The 15,226-nt window shown below is 71.0% G+C and carries 15 protein-coding genes; 10 read left to right on the forward strand and 5 right to left on the reverse strand.

What is annotated here, in order from left to right; genetic code table 11:
• Nucleotides 1-24: 24 nt before the first annotated feature.
• On the reverse strand, nucleotides 25-1,635 hold the full coding sequence (locus EV279_RS04375; protein WP_133541683.1) for a choice-of-anchor I family protein: 1,611 nt from the start codon (nucleotides 1,633-1,635) through the stop codon (nucleotides 25-27).
• Nucleotides 1,636-1,815: 180 nt separating this feature from the next.
• Between EV279_RS04375 and EV279_RS04380 the strand changes: the two genes are divergently transcribed.
• On the forward strand, nucleotides 1,816-2,985 hold the full coding sequence (locus tag EV279_RS04380; protein ID WP_243728434.1) for an acyl-CoA dehydrogenase family protein: 1,170 nt from the start codon (nucleotides 1,816-1,818) through the stop codon (nucleotides 2,983-2,985).
• A 119-nt stretch (nucleotides 2,986-3,104) separates the two neighbouring features.
• Nucleotides 3,105-3,881: an enoyl-CoA hydratase gene (locus EV279_RS04385; RefSeq protein ID WP_133541684.1), complete on the forward strand. Its 777-nt coding sequence runs from the start codon at nucleotides 3,105-3,107 to the stop codon at nucleotides 3,879-3,881.
• 94 nt (nucleotides 3,882-3,975) lie between these two features.
• On the opposite strand, the gene EV279_RS04390 is transcribed toward EV279_RS04385, so the two are convergent.
• The gene (locus tag EV279_RS04390; protein ID WP_133541685.1) at nucleotides 3,976-4,512 is read right to left on the reverse strand and encodes a MarR family transcriptional regulator; all 537 of its coding nucleotides are present in this window, start codon (nucleotides 4,510-4,512) and stop codon (nucleotides 3,976-3,978) included.
• A 123-nt stretch (nucleotides 4,513-4,635) separates the two neighbouring features.
• Here EV279_RS04390 and EV279_RS04395 point away from each other — a divergent pair, with 123 nt between their 5' ends.
• The 6 genes from EV279_RS04395 to EV279_RS04420 all read left to right on the forward strand — a co-directional run bounded on the left by EV279_RS04395 (nucleotide 4,636) and on the right by EV279_RS04420 (nucleotide 11,263).
• Nucleotides 4,636-5,412, forward strand: coding sequence for an electron transfer flavoprotein subunit beta/FixA family protein (locus EV279_RS04395; RefSeq protein WP_133541686.1), 777 nt, complete (start codon nucleotides 4,636-4,638; stop codon nucleotides 5,410-5,412).
• A 10-nt stretch (nucleotides 5,413-5,422) separates the two neighbouring features.
• Nucleotides 5,423-6,397 carry an electron transfer flavoprotein subunit alpha/FixB family protein gene (locus EV279_RS04400; RefSeq protein ID WP_133541687.1) on the forward strand — a complete coding sequence of 325 codons (975 nt, stop codon included), beginning with the start codon at nucleotides 5,423-5,425 and terminating at the stop codon, nucleotides 6,395-6,397.
• A 540-nt stretch (nucleotides 6,398-6,937) separates the two neighbouring features.
• Nucleotides 6,938-8,329, forward strand: a complete 1,392-nt coding sequence (locus EV279_RS04405; RefSeq protein ID WP_347876861.1) for a cytochrome b/b6 domain-containing protein — start codon at nucleotides 6,938-6,940, stop codon at nucleotides 8,327-8,329.
• A 110-nt stretch (nucleotides 8,330-8,439) separates the two neighbouring features.
• Nucleotides 8,440-9,705, forward strand: coding sequence for a histidine kinase (locus tag EV279_RS04410; RefSeq protein WP_133541689.1), 1,266 nt, complete (start codon nucleotides 8,440-8,442; stop codon nucleotides 9,703-9,705).
• Nucleotides 9,693-10,397 (forward strand): response regulator transcription factor, encoded by a 705-nt coding sequence (locus EV279_RS04415; RefSeq protein ID WP_133541690.1) that lies wholly within the window; start codon nucleotides 9,693-9,695, stop codon nucleotides 10,395-10,397. Before EV279_RS04410 ends, EV279_RS04415 begins: the two co-directional genes overlap by 13 nt.
• On the forward strand, nucleotides 10,394-11,263 hold the full coding sequence (locus tag EV279_RS04420) for a DUF4097 family beta strand repeat-containing protein (protein WP_133541691.1): 870 nt from the start codon (nucleotides 10,394-10,396) through the stop codon (nucleotides 11,261-11,263). The genes EV279_RS04415 and EV279_RS04420 overlap by 4 nt, the downstream gene beginning before the upstream one ends.
• A gap of 87 nt (nucleotides 11,264-11,350) precedes the next feature.
• Here EV279_RS04420 and EV279_RS04425 read toward each other — a convergent pair whose 3' ends face one another.
• Nucleotides 11,351-11,857, reverse strand: a complete 507-nt coding sequence (locus tag EV279_RS04425) for a GNAT family N-acetyltransferase (RefSeq protein ID WP_133541692.1) — start codon at nucleotides 11,855-11,857, stop codon at nucleotides 11,351-11,353.
• 279 nt (nucleotides 11,858-12,136) lie between these two features.
• Here EV279_RS04425 and EV279_RS04430 point away from each other — a divergent pair, with 279 nt between their 5' ends.
• Entirely contained in the window at nucleotides 12,137-13,561 is a 1,425-nt protein-coding gene (locus tag EV279_RS04430; protein WP_133541693.1) for an HNH endonuclease signature motif containing protein, read from the forward strand.
• 177 nt (nucleotides 13,562-13,738) lie between these two features.
• Entirely contained in the window at nucleotides 13,739-14,299 is a 561-nt protein-coding gene (locus tag EV279_RS04435) for a thioesterase family protein (RefSeq protein WP_243728435.1), read from the forward strand.
• 10 nt (nucleotides 14,300-14,309) lie between these two features.
• Here EV279_RS04435 and EV279_RS04440 read toward each other — a convergent pair whose 3' ends face one another.
• Nucleotides 14,310-14,615 carry a hypothetical protein gene (locus EV279_RS04440; RefSeq protein WP_133541695.1) on the reverse strand — a complete coding sequence of 102 codons (306 nt, stop codon included), beginning with the start codon at nucleotides 14,613-14,615 and terminating at the stop codon, nucleotides 14,310-14,312.
• A gap of 151 nt (nucleotides 14,616-14,766) precedes the next feature.
• Nucleotides 14,767-15,078, reverse strand: coding sequence for an ATP-dependent DNA ligase (locus tag EV279_RS04445; RefSeq protein WP_133541696.1), 312 nt, complete (start codon nucleotides 15,076-15,078; stop codon nucleotides 14,767-14,769).
• Between the last annotated feature and the right edge of the window lie 148 nt (nucleotides 15,079-15,226).

Genomic DNA, 15,226 nt, shown 5'->3' on the forward strand with positions numbered 1-15,226 from the left:
TCGCCCGGGGCCTTCTCCATCGGATCAGCGGGTGACGGCGACCTCGAAGAGAGTCGTCGAGCCCGAGACCTCGTTGGCAACCGCGACGAGAGGCGTGCCCGTCGGCGACTCGCCGGCGGGGATGAACGACAGCCCCTCCGGACCCAGATCCCCGCTGTTGTCCGAGAAGTCGCGGTTGTTCAGGTAGGTCACGAAGAACGACTCCGCCGGCACGGTGATGTCGTAGACCAGCACGCCCCCCACGCGCTCGAGGCCGACGAAGGCGTAGGTGCGGCCGTCCACAGCGCCGATCGTCAGGTTCTCGGGCTCGGGGCCCTTGTCGTCGCTGCGCCCGTCGCGGTTCGCCTCGGTGTGGTTGGAGTTCACGAAGTCGGGGTTCGCGGCGTAGGTGATCTCCTCGAACTCCGAGCCGGAGTCGAACACCTGCACGCCGCCGGTCGTCCAGATCGAGAACGACCGCGCGCCGAAGGCGTACAGGTGGGAGTAGCAGCCCTTCGCTGCATCGAAGCCCAGTTCCTTCGTGACGTTGAGGCGGCCGAGATCGGCGTTGCCCGTCCTGCCCTTGAGGGGGCTGTCGGCGCAGATCGGAAGCGCCCCGGCGCGGGCACCCTCGACGTACGAGCCCCACTCGCGGGCATCGCCCTCGTTCGCGGTGACGAGATAGGAGCTGCCTCCCGCCTGGTAGGCGGCGATGCCGTCCGGCATGTAGACGCCGTGAAGGCCGGGGTAGGTCCGCAGCTCGAACCGGTTGTCGCGGTCGCTCGGGTCCAGCGGCACGACGCCGTGGTCCTTGAAGCCGAGGGGGAGGATGCCGGTGACCCGCGCCGACGGGATCTGCACGACGGCGATCGCGTTCGCCTCTTGAAGGGCGACGTACGCGGTGTTGCCGACGACGGAGATGTATTCGGGCTCGAGGTTGCGCGACACGGGATGATCCGCGCCGTTGGGGGTGGGGCCGAAGACCCGGACGCCCGCGGGAAGGGCGCCGTTCTCGAACGCGTGGAAGTCGGCGGTCGAGACGTCCTTCTGCTTCGACGCGGCGACCTTCGGCGTCGAAAGGCGCACGATCGAGACCGAGCCCTCGGGGTCGGTCGAGAAGTCGTCGGCGGGCTCGCCCTCGTTCGCCGTCAGGGCGAAGCGCCCGTCGGGGGTGATGACGACGTTGTCGGGCTGCGCCCCGACGACCACGGTGCCGAGGATCGTCGGCTCGTCGGCGCGGGCGTCGAAGAAGACGAGGTGACCCGGATCCGTCTTCGTCGGAGCCTCGAACGCCGCGATCCCCAGACCGTCCTTGCGGATCGCCACGGAGTTCGCGATGCCCTCGGAGGCGATCTCATAGGTCTCGCTCACGGCGGAGGGGTCGGCGAAGTCGAGCACCTGCACCGTGCCGGCCTTCGCGCTCACGACGAAGAGGCGGTCCTGGTAGTGGGCGACGATCTCGGCGGCCGACTCGTCGAAGACGCCCGTGTCGTAGCTGCCGATGGGCGTGAGCGAGATGGCGGCGTCGTCGGCCGAGAAGGTGATCGGGTCGGGAACGACCTCGGCGGAAGCTGCGAGCGCCGGGATGACGGCGAGCGCGCAGGTCGCTGCGGCGGCGGCGACGACGACGGCCGCTCGGCGGAAGTGAGAAGGCATGGGCGGATCCTCGGGTGGGGGTGCTGCGTGCGGACGCACGCTCCTCCGTGCTATCGGCACCGCGTGTCGGAAGGGTGAACGGCGGGCGAAGCCGAGTGTCTGCTGGAACCCCTCGCAGTTATTAGGAAGTCCAGGTAAAGTGATCACACTGACGACGCCGTCCCACAAGGAAGCTGCACAATGACGATCGAAGCGTTCCCCGCCGCGACAGAGATGGAGACCCTCTCCGCCGACGAGCTGTCCGCCATCCTCGACGCCGTCCGCGAGTTCGCCGAACACGAACTCGCTCCGCACGCGGTGGAGTGGGACGCCGCGGAGCACCTTCCCCGCGACGTGCTCGAGCGAGGCGGAGAGCTCGGGCTCGGTGGTCTGTACATCCGGGAGGATGTGGGTGGGACGGGGCTGTCGCGCTCCGACTCCGTCGCCATCGTCGAAGAGCTCGCCAAGGGCGACCCGTCGATCGCTGCCTACATCACGATCCACAACATGGTCGCGTGGATGATCGACAGCTACGGCACCGAGGCGCAGCGCCACGAATGGCTGCCGAAGCTCGTCACGATGCGCGACCTCGGCGCGTACTGCCTCACCGAGCCCGGGGCGGGATCGGATGCCGCGGCCATCACGACCTCCGCGATCCGCTCCGGCGACGAGTACGTGCTGACGGGCGTGAAGCAGTTCATCTCGGGTGCGGGCGAGGCATCCGTCTACGTCGTCATGGCCCGGACCGGGGATCCCGGAGCCCGCGGCATCACGGCATTCCTCGTGCCCGCCGGGGCGCCGGGACTGTCGTTCGGCGTCAAGGAGCACAAGATGGGCTGGCGCGCGCAGCCGACGCGCCAGGTCATCCTCGACGAGGTGCGCGTGCCCGCCGAGAACGTGCTCGGCGGCGAGGGCATGGGCTTCAAGATCGCGATGTCGGCGCTGAATGGCGGCCGCATCAACATCGCCGCCTGCTCGCTCGGCGGTGCCCAGTGGGCGCTCGAGCGCGCCGTCCGGTACGTCCACGAGCGGTTCACGTTCGGCGAGCCGCTCGCCGAGAAGCAGTCCGTCGTCTTCGCGCTCGCCGACATGGCCACGGAGCTCCGCGCAGCGCGGGCCCTCGTTCGTGATGCCGCGTGCGCCGTCGACACGAAGGCTCCCGACGTCGCGACCCAGTGCGCGATGGCCAAGAGGTTCGCGACGGATGCCGGCTTCCGCGTCGCCAACGAGGCGCTGCAGCTGCACGGCGGGTACGGGTACCTGTCGGACTACGGGATCGAGAAGGTCGTGCGCGACCTGCGCGTGCACCAGATCCTCGAGGGCACGAACGAGATCATGCGCGTGATCATCGGCCGTGACCTCCTCGGCTGACCGCCGCGTCCCTCGCGAACCTCGGACGAGCGTGCGAAGTTCGGACCAATCTCAGCGAACGCTCCGAAGTTCGTGCGATCGTCCGAACTTCGCCTTCGACCGCATGGAAGCATGAGCACATGACCGACTACGCAACGATCCTCGTCGAGACGCGCGGCCGCGTCGGGTGGATCACGATCAACCGCCCGCAGGCGCTCAACGCCCTCAACACCCAGGTCATGCTCGACATCGTCGACGCGGCCACGGCGTTCGACCGCGACGAGGGCATCGGCGCCATCGTGCTGACCGGGTCGGAGCGCGCGTTCGCCGCGGGCGCGGACATCAAGGAGATGGAGTCCAAGACCGGGCTCGACATGCTGATGGACGACCACTTCGGCGGCTGGGGCACGTTCGCCGCCGTGCGCACGCCGGTGATCGCCGCCGTCTCAGGCTATGCGCTCGGCGGCGGATGCGAGCTGGCGATGATGTGCGACCTCATCCTGGCGGCCGATACGGCGATGTTCGGCCAGCCCGAGATCAACCTCGGCGTCATGCCGGGCATGGGCGGATCGCAGCGGCTCCTCCGCGCCGTCGGCTACTACAAGGCGGCCGACCTGATCCTCACGGGCCGGATGATGGATGCCTCGGAGGCCGAGCGCTCCGGACTCGTCTCGCGCGTCGTCCCCGCCGACGAGCTGCTCACCGCGGCGGGCACCGTGGCCGAGACGATCGCCTCGAAGTCGCTGCCGTCGGTGTACGCGGCGAAGGCCGCTCTGGACACCGCGATGGAGACCCCTCTCGCCGAGGGCCTGCGATTCGAGCGCCATGTCTTCGCATCCCTCTTCGACACCGCCGACCAGAAGGAGGGCATGGCCGCGTTCCGCGAGAAGCGGACGCCCGACTTCACCAACCGGTGATGACGTATCCCGTCGGGCAGCGTCTCGGAAGGGCTCAGCGCGTGTCGGCCCGCTTCGCTCGCTCGACGACCCGGATCGGGGGCGGGCGAGCTTGTCAGAGCGGGTCGGGTACGGGGCGGGGGTCGGCGAAGTCCCCGGCATCCTTCCGGAAGCGGGCGATGATCCGCACCAGCTCGGCCGTGTCGTCGTCCGACAGGCCGGGGTTCTCGAAGACCTCGGCGTTGAGGACGGCGGTGGCGCGCTCGACGAGGTCGCGCCCCTCGTCGGTCAGGACGAGCACGGCGGCGCGGCCGTCGACGGGATGCGGCTCGCGGAGCAGGAGGCCGTCCCTGACGAGCCGGTCGACCGTGTTCGTCACGCTCGTCGGATGCACCTGCAGGCGCGCGATGGCGCTCGCCATCGGCATCCGCCCCTGCCTCGTGAAGGCCAGCAGACGCAGCATCTCGAAGCGCGCGAAGGAGAGGCCGAACGGGCGCAGGATCGTATCGATGCGCGCGAACATGAGCTGCTGCGCGCGGATGATCGACGTGACGGCGGACATTCCCGCCGCGGCATCCGTCCAGCCGTGCGCGATCCACTGGCGCTTGGCCTCGGCGATGGGATCGACGGGCAGGGGCGAGTTCCGCGGCATCCGTCACCTCCCTCTTCGCGGCTTCCACGGTAGCGCGCGCGAGGCCTCGGCTCCCGCGGTGCCGGCGGTGCGTCGGCGCCGGCCCGCGCCAATAGACTCGACGAGACGAAGGAGCCCACGCGTATGAAGATCGTTGTCCTGGTCAAGGAAGTCCCGGACACCTGGGGCGATCGCAAGCTCGACCTCGAGACGGGCCTCGCCGACCGCGCGGCGAGCGAAGCGGTCGTGGACGAGATCTGCGAGCGAGCCCTCGAGGTCGCGCTGAGCCATGCCGACAAGAATCCGGACACGGAGGTCGTCGTGCTCTCGATGGCCCCCGAGTCGGCCACCACCAGCCTGCGGAGAGGCCTCGCCATGGGTGCAGCGTCGGCCGTGCACGTCGTGGACGACGGGCTGCTCGGCGCGGATCACGGTCTCACGGCTGAGGTCCTCGCGGCGGCGCTCCAGCGCATCGGCTTCGACCTCGTGATCGGCGGCAACCTGTCCACCGACGGGGCGGGCGGCGTCATCCCCGCGATGATCGCCGAGCTGCTCGGCGTGCCGAGTGCGACGTGGCTCAACTCCGTCGAGATCGGCGACGGCGCAGTGTCGGGCGAGCGGGCGTCCGACGGCGGCACGATGCGCATCTCGGCGCCGCTGCCGGCGGTCATCTCGATCACCGAGGCCCTGCCCGACGCGCGGATGGCGACCTTCAAGGGCATCATGGCGGCGAAGAAGAAGCCCTTCGAGACGCTGTCGCTCGCCGATCTCTCGATCGAGGCCGAGGACCACAGCGCCGCTCACTCGATCGTCATCGCGCTGAGCGAGAAGCCGCCGCGCGCGGCCGGCACGAAGATCGTCGACGAGGGCGACGCGGGCGAGAAGCTCGCCGAGTTCCTCATCCAGAACCGGCTCGCGTGAGGAAGGCGCCATGACGGAATTCGCTGCGGACTCGATCCTCGTGCTCCTGGACGTGATGCCCTCCGGCGAACTGGGCAAGTCGTCGGCGGGCCTGCTCGGCGCTGCCGCCCAGGTCGGCACGCCCGTCGCACTGATCGTGTCGACCGACGCGGGTTCTCTCGCGTCGCAGGCCGGCGACCTCGGTGCGGCCGTCGTACTGACCGCCGAGGGGGACTCGTCGCTCCTCACGGTGCCTCGCGTCGACGCCCTGGATGCCGCGGCCGACCTCGTGCGGCCGGACGCGATCCTGGTCTCCAACTCGGTCGAAGGACGCGACGTCGCGGCCCGCTTCGCCGCGCGGAACCGGTCGGCGCTGTGCGCCGACGCGGTCGGCGTGTCGCGGGATGCCGAGGGCGTCGTCGCGCATCACTCCGTGTTCGGCGGCGCCTACAACGTCGACTCCGCCGCGACGTGGGGCGCCCCGGTCATCACCATCCGCCAGGGCGCGATCGAGGCGCGTGCCGTAGCGCGCACGCCCGAGATCGAGGCGCTCGACGTCACCGCATCGGGGAGCGCCGCGGCATCCGTCGACTCGGTCGAGGAGGCGGTCGTCGCCTCGTCGCGGCCGGAGCTGCGCGGGGCGACGAAGGTTGTCTCGGGCGGGCGCGGGCTCGGATCGGGCGAGAAGTTCGCGCTGGTCGAGCAGCTCGCCGACACCCTCGGGGCGGCCGTCGGCGCCTCGCGCGCCGCGGTCGACGCGGGCTACGTGCCCCAGACGTACCAGGTCGGGCAGACCGGTGTCTCGGTGTCTCCGCAGCTGTACGTCGCCCTCGGGATCTCGGGTGCCATCCAGCACAAGGCCGGCATGCAGACCGCGAAGACGATCGTTGCGATCAACAAGGACGCGGATGCCCCGATCTTCGAGATCGCGGACTTCGGCGTGGTCGGCGACCTCTTCACCGTCGTGCCGCAGCTCATCGCCGCGCTCGAGGCGAAGAAGGCCTGATCGACGGTGGCGACGTACGCACGGTCGATCCGTCGAGGGCTTCCCCGCACGGCGGGCGGCGAGGCGTGGCCGGCCGCGGGAGAGGCGCCGGGGGCGAACGGCGACGGCGCGCCGAGCGGCGCTCCGGCTTCGGTCGCTTCATCCGCGAGCACCGAGCCGCACCTCTCGGTCGCTCAGCGTGCCGATGCGCCGATCGGAGCCGGGAGCGCGGCGCCGGCCGATTCGCCGCACCCCACGCCGCCCGGAGGCGCGGCGATCGACCGTTCGACGACCTCAGCGACCGGCGGGCGCGCGGCAGGCGCGGCTGAGGGCGGGCGATCCCTTCGGCGGGGGCTGCCGCGCGTGCGCGGCGGAGAGCCCTGGCCGGCTGCGGCGTCGCACACGTCCCGGTCGTTGAGCGAGGAGCGCAGCGACGAGACGAAACGCGGCTTCACCGAGCCAACCGCGGCCGCAGCCGCTGGCCCCTCGCCGTCTGAAGGCGTTTCGTCTCCCTCCGTTCGCTCGACGACCGAGGGAGCCGTCGGTAGCGGCAGCGTGACGATGAGCGAGGCCGCGGTCGTCGGTGCAGGCGCGTTGCGCCGCGGCCTTCCGCGAACCGCCGGCGGACAGCCGTGGCCCGCGGAATCCGCCGTTCGGATCGAGCGCCCGAGCGGGACGGCGGCCGCACCCGCGACACCGGCGTCCGACGCGTCGACAGACGCACCGGCTGCGGTCGCCGCGGTCGAGGAGGCCGCGAAGGCGCCGGTCATCCGCCGCGGCCTGCCGCGCACCGCCCCCGCCGCGACAGCGCCGCCCGCGTCAGCGCCGCCCGCAATAGCCGCGCCCGCAGCGGCATCCACCGCACCGCCCGCAGCGGCATCCACCGCACCGCCCGCCACGGCATCGGCGGCGGCCGCATCCGCCGCAGCGCCGGCGGCCGCCACGCCGGCGAGCCTCGACCCCGCCGCGCGGGCTCCGCTGCCGTTCGCGCGCACCGTGTGGCCGGGAGCAGCGGCTGCGGCGCGACCCGTGCCGAAGCCCGAACCGAAGCGCTACGGGCCCTTCACACGGGCCCAGTGGGCGGGCGCGGTGATCGTCGGCGGCGCCGGACTGCTGTTCGCGGCCGCCATGGCGGTCGTCGCGACCCGGTGGTTGCTCAGCCTGCCGGCCATGCAGGAGTTCCTCGCCGTCTACCCCGGCGAGTACCCGCTGCCCGAGGATGCGCCCGTGGGCATCCCGCCGTGGCTCGGCTGGCAGCACTTCTTCAACACGTTCCTGATCGTGCTCATCATCCGGTCGGGCCTGCAGGTGCGCACCGAGAAGCGGCCGAGCGTCTTCTGGTCGCCCCGGAACAACAGCCGGCGCAAGATCAGCCTCACCCTGTGGTTCCACCAGTCGCTCGACATCCTGTGGATCGTGAACGGCGTCATCTACGTGCTGCTGCTGTTCGTCACAGGTCAGTGGATGAAGATCGTGCCGACCAGCTGGGCGGTGTTCCCCAATGCGCTCTCTGCGCTGCTCCAGTACGTCTCGCTGGACTGGCCGACCGAGAACGGGTGGGTCAACTACAACTCCCTGCAGCAGCTCGCGTACTTCGCGACCGTGTTCCTCGCGGCGCCTCTCGCCATCCTGACCGGGGTGCGGATGAGCGGTGTGTGGCCCAAGAACGCGCAGGCGCTCAGCCGGGCCTACCCGATCGAGTGGGCGCGCGCGGTGCACTTCCCCGTCATGATCTACTTCGTCCTGTTCATCGTCGCGCACGTCACGCTCGTGCTCGCGACGGGAGCTCTGCGCAACCTCAACCACATGTACGGGTCGCAGGACGCGATCAACTGGGTGGGCTTCTGGATCTTCCTCGCGAGTCTCGCCGTCATCGCGGCGGCGTGGATCGCCGCGCGGCCGCTCGTGCTCGCACCCATCGCGCGCCTGTTCGGCAAGGTCAGCGGCCGCTGACCCGCCGGTCCGCCGGCCGGACGGCGCGAGCGGCGGATGGGGGATAACCCGAAGCCAAGACTCCGGATGCCTCGGGAGCGCGCCGGATCGCCCCGTCCTAGTTTTGAGGCATGACCTCAGGCAACCCCGCTCCCGCGCCGTCCATCGCCTCGCCACCGCGCGTCCTCGGCGCCGTCGCTCAGCTCGTCGCGCTCGGCGTCATCGGCCCGGCGCTGTTCGGCATCCTCTTCGGACTTCTGGGCCTCGGGCTCGGGCTCCTCCCCGTCCTCCTCATCGGCGTCCCCTTCCTCGTCGCGCTCGTGTACGTCCTCTTCGGCGTCGGCTGGCTGGAGGCCGCACGGGTCGACGGCCTCTACGGCTTCGGCCTTCCGGCCCGGCATCTGCGCTCGAGCGGCCGGCCCGGCTTCGGCGGATACCTCCGCACCCTCTGGCAGCAGACGATCGACCCGTCGACGTGGCGCGCGATCGCGAACCTGGCCGTGTCGGTCATCCTGGGGTGGATCGTCGTGCTGCTGCTGGGCGTCATGGCGTCCGGTGTCGTGCTGGCGTTCGCGCCGCTCTACGCCCGGGGCGACAGCGTCGCCCTCGCGCGCACCGGCCTCGACATCCCGGTCTCGTGGACGATCCCCGCCGGCATCCTCGCCGCCGTCCTCTCGGCGGCCGCGATCGTCGGCCTGGCGCTGCTGCACGGCGTCCTGTGCCGCGCCATCATGGTGCCCTCCCGGGAGGCTCAGCTCGCCGAGGCCGCGCGCACGTCGAACGTGCAGCGGGCCGGCGCCGTCCACGCCGCCGACGTCGAGCGCACGCGCATCGAGCGCGACCTCCACGACGGCGTGCAGCCCCGGCTCGTGTCGGTCGGCATGACGCTGGGCCTCGCGCAGCAGAAGATCGACTCCGATCCCGAGGCGGCCAAGCAGCTCCTCGCCGAGGCGCACACCTCGACGAAGGCCGCCATCACCGAGCTCCGGCAGCTGGCCCGGGGCATCCACACCTCCGTCCTGGACGACCGGGGACTGGATGCCGCGCTCTCGGCGCTCGCGGCCCGCTCGGTCGTGCCGGTGCAGCTCGACGTCCGCATGGACGGCCGCTGCAGCCGCGAGTCCGAAGCCGCCGCCTACTTCGCGATCGCGGAGGCCCTGACCAACGCGGCGAAGCATTCTCGCGGCACCGAGGTCCGCGTGATCGTGCGGCTCCGCGACGGCAACACGCTGTGGGCCCGCGTCGAGGACAACGGCATCGGCGGAGCGCGGGTGCTGCCCGGCGGCGGCCTCGACGGCATCGTGCACCGGGTGCTCGCAGCCGGCGGCCAGGCCCGGATCGACAGTCCCATCGGAGGCCCGACCACGGTGGAGGTGAGCATCCCGTGCGCATCCTGATCTGCGAGGACTCCGCACTGCTGCGCGAAGGGCTCGTGCGCGTGCTGGAGGATGCCGGACACACCGTCGTCGCCGCAGTCCCCGACGCCCTGAAGCTGGAGGAGGTCGTCTCCGAGACCCGTCCCGATCTCTGCATCCTCGACGTCCGGCTCCCGCCCACCTGGACCGACGAAGGCATCCGCGCGGCGCTCGACCTCCGCGCGACCCGGCCCGACCTTCCGCTCCTCGTCCTCTCGCAGTACGTCGAGGAGCGTTACGCCGCCGACCTCATCGCCGCGAAGGGAGGGGCCCTCGGCTACCTCCTGAAGGACCGCGTCGCCGACGTCGCCGACTTCCTCGACGCGATCCAGCGCATCGGGTCAGGGGCCACGGTGCTCGACCCGGAGGTCGTCGCGCAGCTTCTCAGCCGGCGCACGCGGGACGAGCGGATGCAGCGGCTCACCGATCGCGAGTCCGCGGTCCTGGCGCTCATCGCCGAAGGACGCTCGAACCAGGCCATCGCCAAGGCCCTCTTCATCTCGGAGGGCAGCGTCGAGAAGCACGTCACCTCCCTCTTCCAGAAGCTCGACCTCGAGCCCGACGAGTCCGGCAACCGCCGGGTGCTCGCGGCGCTCGCGCACCTCGGGCACGGCGGCCCCCGGCCCCACACCGACCACGGCGGCACGACGCCGCAGACAGGAGCCCTCCGATGAGCACCACGATGACCCCGCCTCCCGCGGAGGCGCAGACCCCGCCCCCCGCCGGGGGACCCACCCGACAGTCGTCCCGGGTCGTGGCGATCCTCGTGATCGTCCTCGGCGCGCTTATCGCGATCGGCGCGATGGTGTCGGCGGTCTTCTCGACAGTGGCCGCGGCATCCGTCCGGACCACCGTTCGGACGATCGACGTCGCCGACGTCGGCGCCCTCGACGTCGACGTCGCGGCCGGCTCGCTCCGGATCGAGTACGCCGACGTGCAGGACGCCGAGCTCGAGGTGACGGGGGCGAACGGCGCCGACCGCTGGACCCTCCGGACGGACGGCGACGAGCTCGTCGTCTCGTCTCCGGACACCTGGTTCGGTGACGGCTGGTCGTTCGGCGGCTGGCCGTTCGGCGAGCGCGGTGCGGGTGAGGCGACACTGCGCCTCCCGGACTCGCTCGCCGGGGCGGATGCCGACCTGTCGCTCGCGGGCGGCGAGCTCGTCGTCGACGAGGGCGAATACGGCCGGTTCCAGCTCGACATGAGTGCGGGACGGGCGCGAGCCGAGGCATCCGTCGACGCGGTGGACGCCAGTGTCGCGGCGGGGAGCGCGGATCTCGCCTTCGACGGCGCGCGCGAGGCGAGCTTCTCGCTGAGCGCCGGATCGCTGCAGGCGGAGCTGACCGGTGCGCAGCCCCGGTCGGTGCAGGTGAGTGTGAGCGCGGGCTCGCTCGATCTGGTCGTGCCGGAAGGCGCCTATGACGTGCAGTCCGACGTCTCGGCGGGCGACTTCGACAACCGCATCGGATCGGATCCGGATGCCGACAGCACCGTCACGGTGCAGGTCTCGGCCGGCCGGGCGACGCTCGACGCCGGGTAGCCGTCACCCCGGCGATACGACGCGGAAGGCCCCGCATCCGAGCAGGATGCGGGGCCTTCCGCCGTGGAGGCGACCGGCGACGCCGTGTCAGCGCACGAAGCGCACCTCGGTGAGCGTCTCGCCGAGGAACGGTTCGGTGTGCGATGCGCCGTCGAGGGTGAAACCGTTGCGCGTGTAGAACCGGTGTGCCCGCGGGTTGTCTTCGGCGACCCAGAGGTACAGGCCCTCGCCCGCCTCGGTGACCGAGTCGAACAGGCGCTGGCCGATCCCGGTGCCGTGCCACGCGTCGAGCAGGTAGATGAAGTAGAGCTCGCGGAACCGGGGCGCATCCTTGTCGCGCGCAGGGCCGGAGCCGGCGAAGCCCACGATCTCGCCGTCGACGAGCGCGGCGAACATCTTGAAGTCGGGGCCCTGAACGGCCCAGTGCGTCCAGAGCTCGGCCATGCGCCGCGGCGAGATCTTCTCGAGCGCGGCCTTGCTGATGAGGTGGTCGTAGGTCTCGTGCCAGCACGTCGCGTGCACGCGGCCGAGGGCCTCGGCGTCGACGTCCCGCACCGGACGGACGACGATGTCGGTCTGCAGTTCGGCTTCCATGGCCAGACTCTACGCGCGGGTTCCCCGGCTGCGAAATCGAGCGGATGCCGTTGACTTTCGGGCCGTTCCGGAGTGCGGCCCGCTCACCGCCGGCGCACCGGAGAGGAAGAGGATCTGCAACCGAGCAGCCCTCGCGGCACGCCGGGCGCCCCGCGCGTCCCAGGCCAGCCGCTCTCCCGCCCACCAAGCGGTGGACGACCCGCAGAGTCTCCCGATTGTTGCCGCTGATCTGGGATTCGGCGGCGGCGAATGTCGGTGGCCCTCACAAGAATGGACGGTATGAGCAACGTCGTCGCCAGCCTCCAAGAGCTGGGGGACGCCATGGTGCAGCTAGCGCGGGAGTCGCTCGCGGGGGGATCCGTGCGAGCCGCATCCGATGCCGAGGTGCTCGACCTGCTCGCCGCCGCAGCGCGGATCTCGCGGGCCGCCGAGGCCTTCGCCGTCGAAGCCACCGTCGAGGCATCGGAGCGATCGAGTTCGCCCGCACCCTGGGAGCGCATGACGACGCGGCTCGGGTGCCGATCCGTCTCAGAGCTCGTCCAGCGCTCGACCCGGGTATCGCGACGTGCGGCTGCCGACATGATCACGGCGGCCGGCGCCGTGGGGCAGCCGGTAGCGCCGACGACGGGTGCGCTCCTCCCGGCGGAGTTCCCGGGGGTGAGAGCCGCGCTGATGGCGGGCGACATCGGGATCGACGGCGTCGTCGCCATTGCGGTCCCACTGCGCGCGAGCCGCGCCGGCCGCGCGGCGATCCTGGCAGCTGACGAAGAGCTGGCGGCCGCGGCGCGGGGAGAGGGAGCGGATGCCGCACCCGCCGCGCCCGCCGACGAGCTCCGCGCCATGGCCACCGCCTGGGCGATGTACCTCGACCCCGACGGCGTCGAGCCCCGGGAGGCGCACGCGCTTCGCAAGCGTGGGCTGACGCTCGGTGTCTGTCGGGAAGGTGTGGTGCCGGTTCGCGGCAACCTCCTGCCGGAGGTCGCCGGTCAGCTGGAGCGGCTGTTCGACAGCATCCTCAATCCCAAGGCTCAAGGCCCCGATGCCGCGCCTCGCTTCGTCGACGACTCCGCGAGCGGAGGCGGCGAGCCGGTGCCGGCTGAAGCCGACCACCGCACACGGGTGCAGAAGCAGCACGACGCACTCGCCACCGTGCTCACGGTCGCTGCTGCCTCGGGCTCCCTTCCGCAGCTCGGCGGAGCAGCGCCGACCCTCGTCTTATCGGTCAGGGCGGCCGACCTTCGATCGGGAAGCGGGTTCGCGCATATCGACGGCTCGGATGAGCCGGTGTCGCTGGCTTCCGCACACCACGTGGCATGCTCCGGTGCGGTACAGAAGGTGGCGCTGGACGATGGCGGACGGATCGTCGCGCTCGGCAGCCTCGAGCGCGTCTTCACCCATCATCAGCGCCGGGCGATCGGACTGCGCGACGGGCATTGCGTCATACCGGGGTGCCAGGTCCGTGCAGCGTGGTGTGAGATTCATCATGTCGAGGAGCACGCTCACGGTGGCCCGACACATACCGACAACGGCGTGCTCCTCTGCTGGTTCCATCACCGCACCCTCGACTCCAGCGGTTGGCGAATCCGCATGAACCACGGCGTACCGGAGGTGCGCGGCCCCTATTGGTGGGATGCCGGCATGAGATGGCGACCGGTGACCAAATCGCCTACGCGGATTCGCGAGCAGTTCGCCCGTCGGAATTGAGACGGAGTCCTCGTCGCCCTTCGACAACCCGCCCGGCCCGGCGGCTCCACGGGAGCACGCGGAAGCTCACCCGCCCACGTGCCGGCCGCCATGGCCAGGCGGCCGCGTCGTCGCGGCGTTGTCGAGGAGCGCCAACCGAATCGTCGGTTCCCCGGCCGATGGCTACGATCGCTCGACGTGAACGTGATCTGGCGAACCCTCCTTGTGACCCTCGGCGCACGGCTTCGCGCCCGTACCGGGCGGAAGCTCGCGCCGACCGCCGTCAGCCGAATCCGACTGACGACACTGCCGACCGACATCGACGTGCTCCGTCACATGAACAACGGCCGGTACCTGTCGCTGTTCGACCTCGGGCGCTGGGATCTGCTCGTGCGGACGGGCCTCGCCGACGCGATGCGTCGCAATGGCTGGTACGCGGTGGTGTCGAGCGAGACCGTCACCTTCCGCAAGTCGCTGCAGCTCTGGCAGCGGTTCGTCGTGGAGTCGCGGCTGCTCGGCCACGACGACAAGGCGCTGTATCTCGAGCACCGCGCCGTGGTCGACGGCGAGGTCTACGCCCGCGCGATCATCCGTGCGCGTCTGCTCAAGCGCCGAGGAGGGACGCTGTCCCACGAGGAGCTTTTCGCCGCGGTGGACCGGCCGGATGATTTGCCCGACGTCGAGTCGTGGGTGCACGAGTGGGCCGCGGCATCCGCTCTTCCCTCGACGAGAGCCGCTGCGCCCAGCGTATGGCGGTGAGCCGGTCGGCTCAGCGGAGCACGGCGTAGAGCGAGAGTCCGAGGGCGACCGCCATCGCGACGTTGATGACGCTGAGCCACAGCGTCCAGGCGCGGATCTGCTCGCCTGGGTTCGTGAAACCGGTAGAGCCGATCGTGCTGAAGATCGCGGCCATCGCCTGCAGGCGCCCGGGGCGTACGGCCCGGGGCGCCTCGCCGGCGAGCGAAGCGGTGCGCATGGGGCCGGCTACGGCGGCATGCGGAGTGTCGAGGAGTGCGAAGGGGTGCGAAGGACGTCGGGGTGAGACTCGGGTGTCCAGGTCGTCCAGCTTGGTCATGGTCTCGACGGTATGGCGCCGTCACCCGGCGAATCGTCTGTTGACAGATCGAGCGTCTCGGGTTATCCGCCCGGACGCGCGGGAGAGGACGGATGCCGGGGGCCGGGCATCGCGGGAGACGCCTGCGTGGCGTCACCGCCCTGCCGCATCGTTACGGCGCCTCGGACGCCTCGGGCTCGGGCACGATCGACAGGCCGCCCGGTGAGTTGGCCGCCTTGCTCAGCGCGTCCAGCCACAACGGGTTGAGCCGCGGCGCGCGGCTGCCGAAGTACTCGAAGGCGAGCGGGATGTGCGGGCTCAGCCAGACGGAGGTGCGGCCGAGACCGGGACGCATCGGATCGGTCCACGTGAACGAGAACGGCTCGCCCCGGCGGAGCTTCGACCAGATGACCGGCTGCAGATGGGCCAGCACGCGGTCGTCGAGAGACACGGTGAGCTTCGAGTCGTAAGTCAGGGTTCCCATCGTGGCTAGCGTATCCGCAGCAGCACCGTCTCGCGTCCGCGTGGCGATCATCCCGCGAGGATGAGCCCTCAGCCGACGCCGACCGGGATGTGATCGGGCATTATACGATCTTTCGGGCGCGACGTCGGGTGTTGCGCGAATCTGCGAC

This window comes from Microbacterium sp. BK668 (assembly GCF_004362195.1).
In the GTDB taxonomy this organism is placed as follows: Bacteria; Actinomycetota; Actinomycetes; order Actinomycetales; family Microbacteriaceae; genus Microbacterium.

Coding starts and splice junctions, on each gene's coding strand:
- EV279_RS04375 (WP_133541683.1), bottom strand. CDS start 1,635: ATGCCTTCTCACTTCCGCCGAGCGGCCGTCGTCGTCGCCGCCGCCGCA.
- EV279_RS04380 (WP_243728434.1), top strand. CDS start 1,816: ATGACGATCGAAGCGTTCCCCGCCGCGACAGAGATGGAGACCCTCTCC.
- EV279_RS04385 (WP_133541684.1), top strand. CDS start 3,105: ATGACCGACTACGCAACGATCCTCGTCGAGACGCGCGGCCGCGTCGGG.
- EV279_RS04390 (WP_133541685.1), bottom strand. CDS start 4,512: ATGCCGCGGAACTCGCCCCTGCCCGTCGATCCCATCGCCGAGGCCAAG.
- EV279_RS04395 (WP_133541686.1), top strand. CDS start 4,636: ATGAAGATCGTTGTCCTGGTCAAGGAAGTCCCGGACACCTGGGGCGAT.
- EV279_RS04400 (WP_133541687.1), top strand. CDS start 5,423: ATGACGGAATTCGCTGCGGACTCGATCCTCGTGCTCCTGGACGTGATG.
- EV279_RS04405 (WP_347876861.1), top strand. CDS start 6,938: ATGAGCGAGGCCGCGGTCGTCGGTGCAGGCGCGTTGCGCCGCGGCCTT.
- EV279_RS04410 (WP_133541689.1), top strand. CDS start 8,440: ATGACCTCAGGCAACCCCGCTCCCGCGCCGTCCATCGCCTCGCCACCG.
- EV279_RS04420 (WP_133541691.1), top strand. CDS start 10,394: ATGAGCACCACGATGACCCCGCCTCCCGCGGAGGCGCAGACCCCGCCC.
- EV279_RS04425 (WP_133541692.1), bottom strand. CDS start 11,857: ATGGAAGCCGAACTGCAGACCGACATCGTCGTCCGTCCGGTGCGGGAC.
- EV279_RS04430 (WP_133541693.1), top strand. CDS start 12,137: ATGAGCAACGTCGTCGCCAGCCTCCAAGAGCTGGGGGACGCCATGGTG.
- EV279_RS04440 (WP_133541695.1), bottom strand. CDS start 14,615: ATGACCAAGCTGGACGACCTGGACACCCGAGTCTCACCCCGACGTCCT.
- EV279_RS04445 (WP_133541696.1), bottom strand. CDS start 15,078: ATGGGAACCCTGACTTACGACTCGAAGCTCACCGTGTCTCTCGACGAC.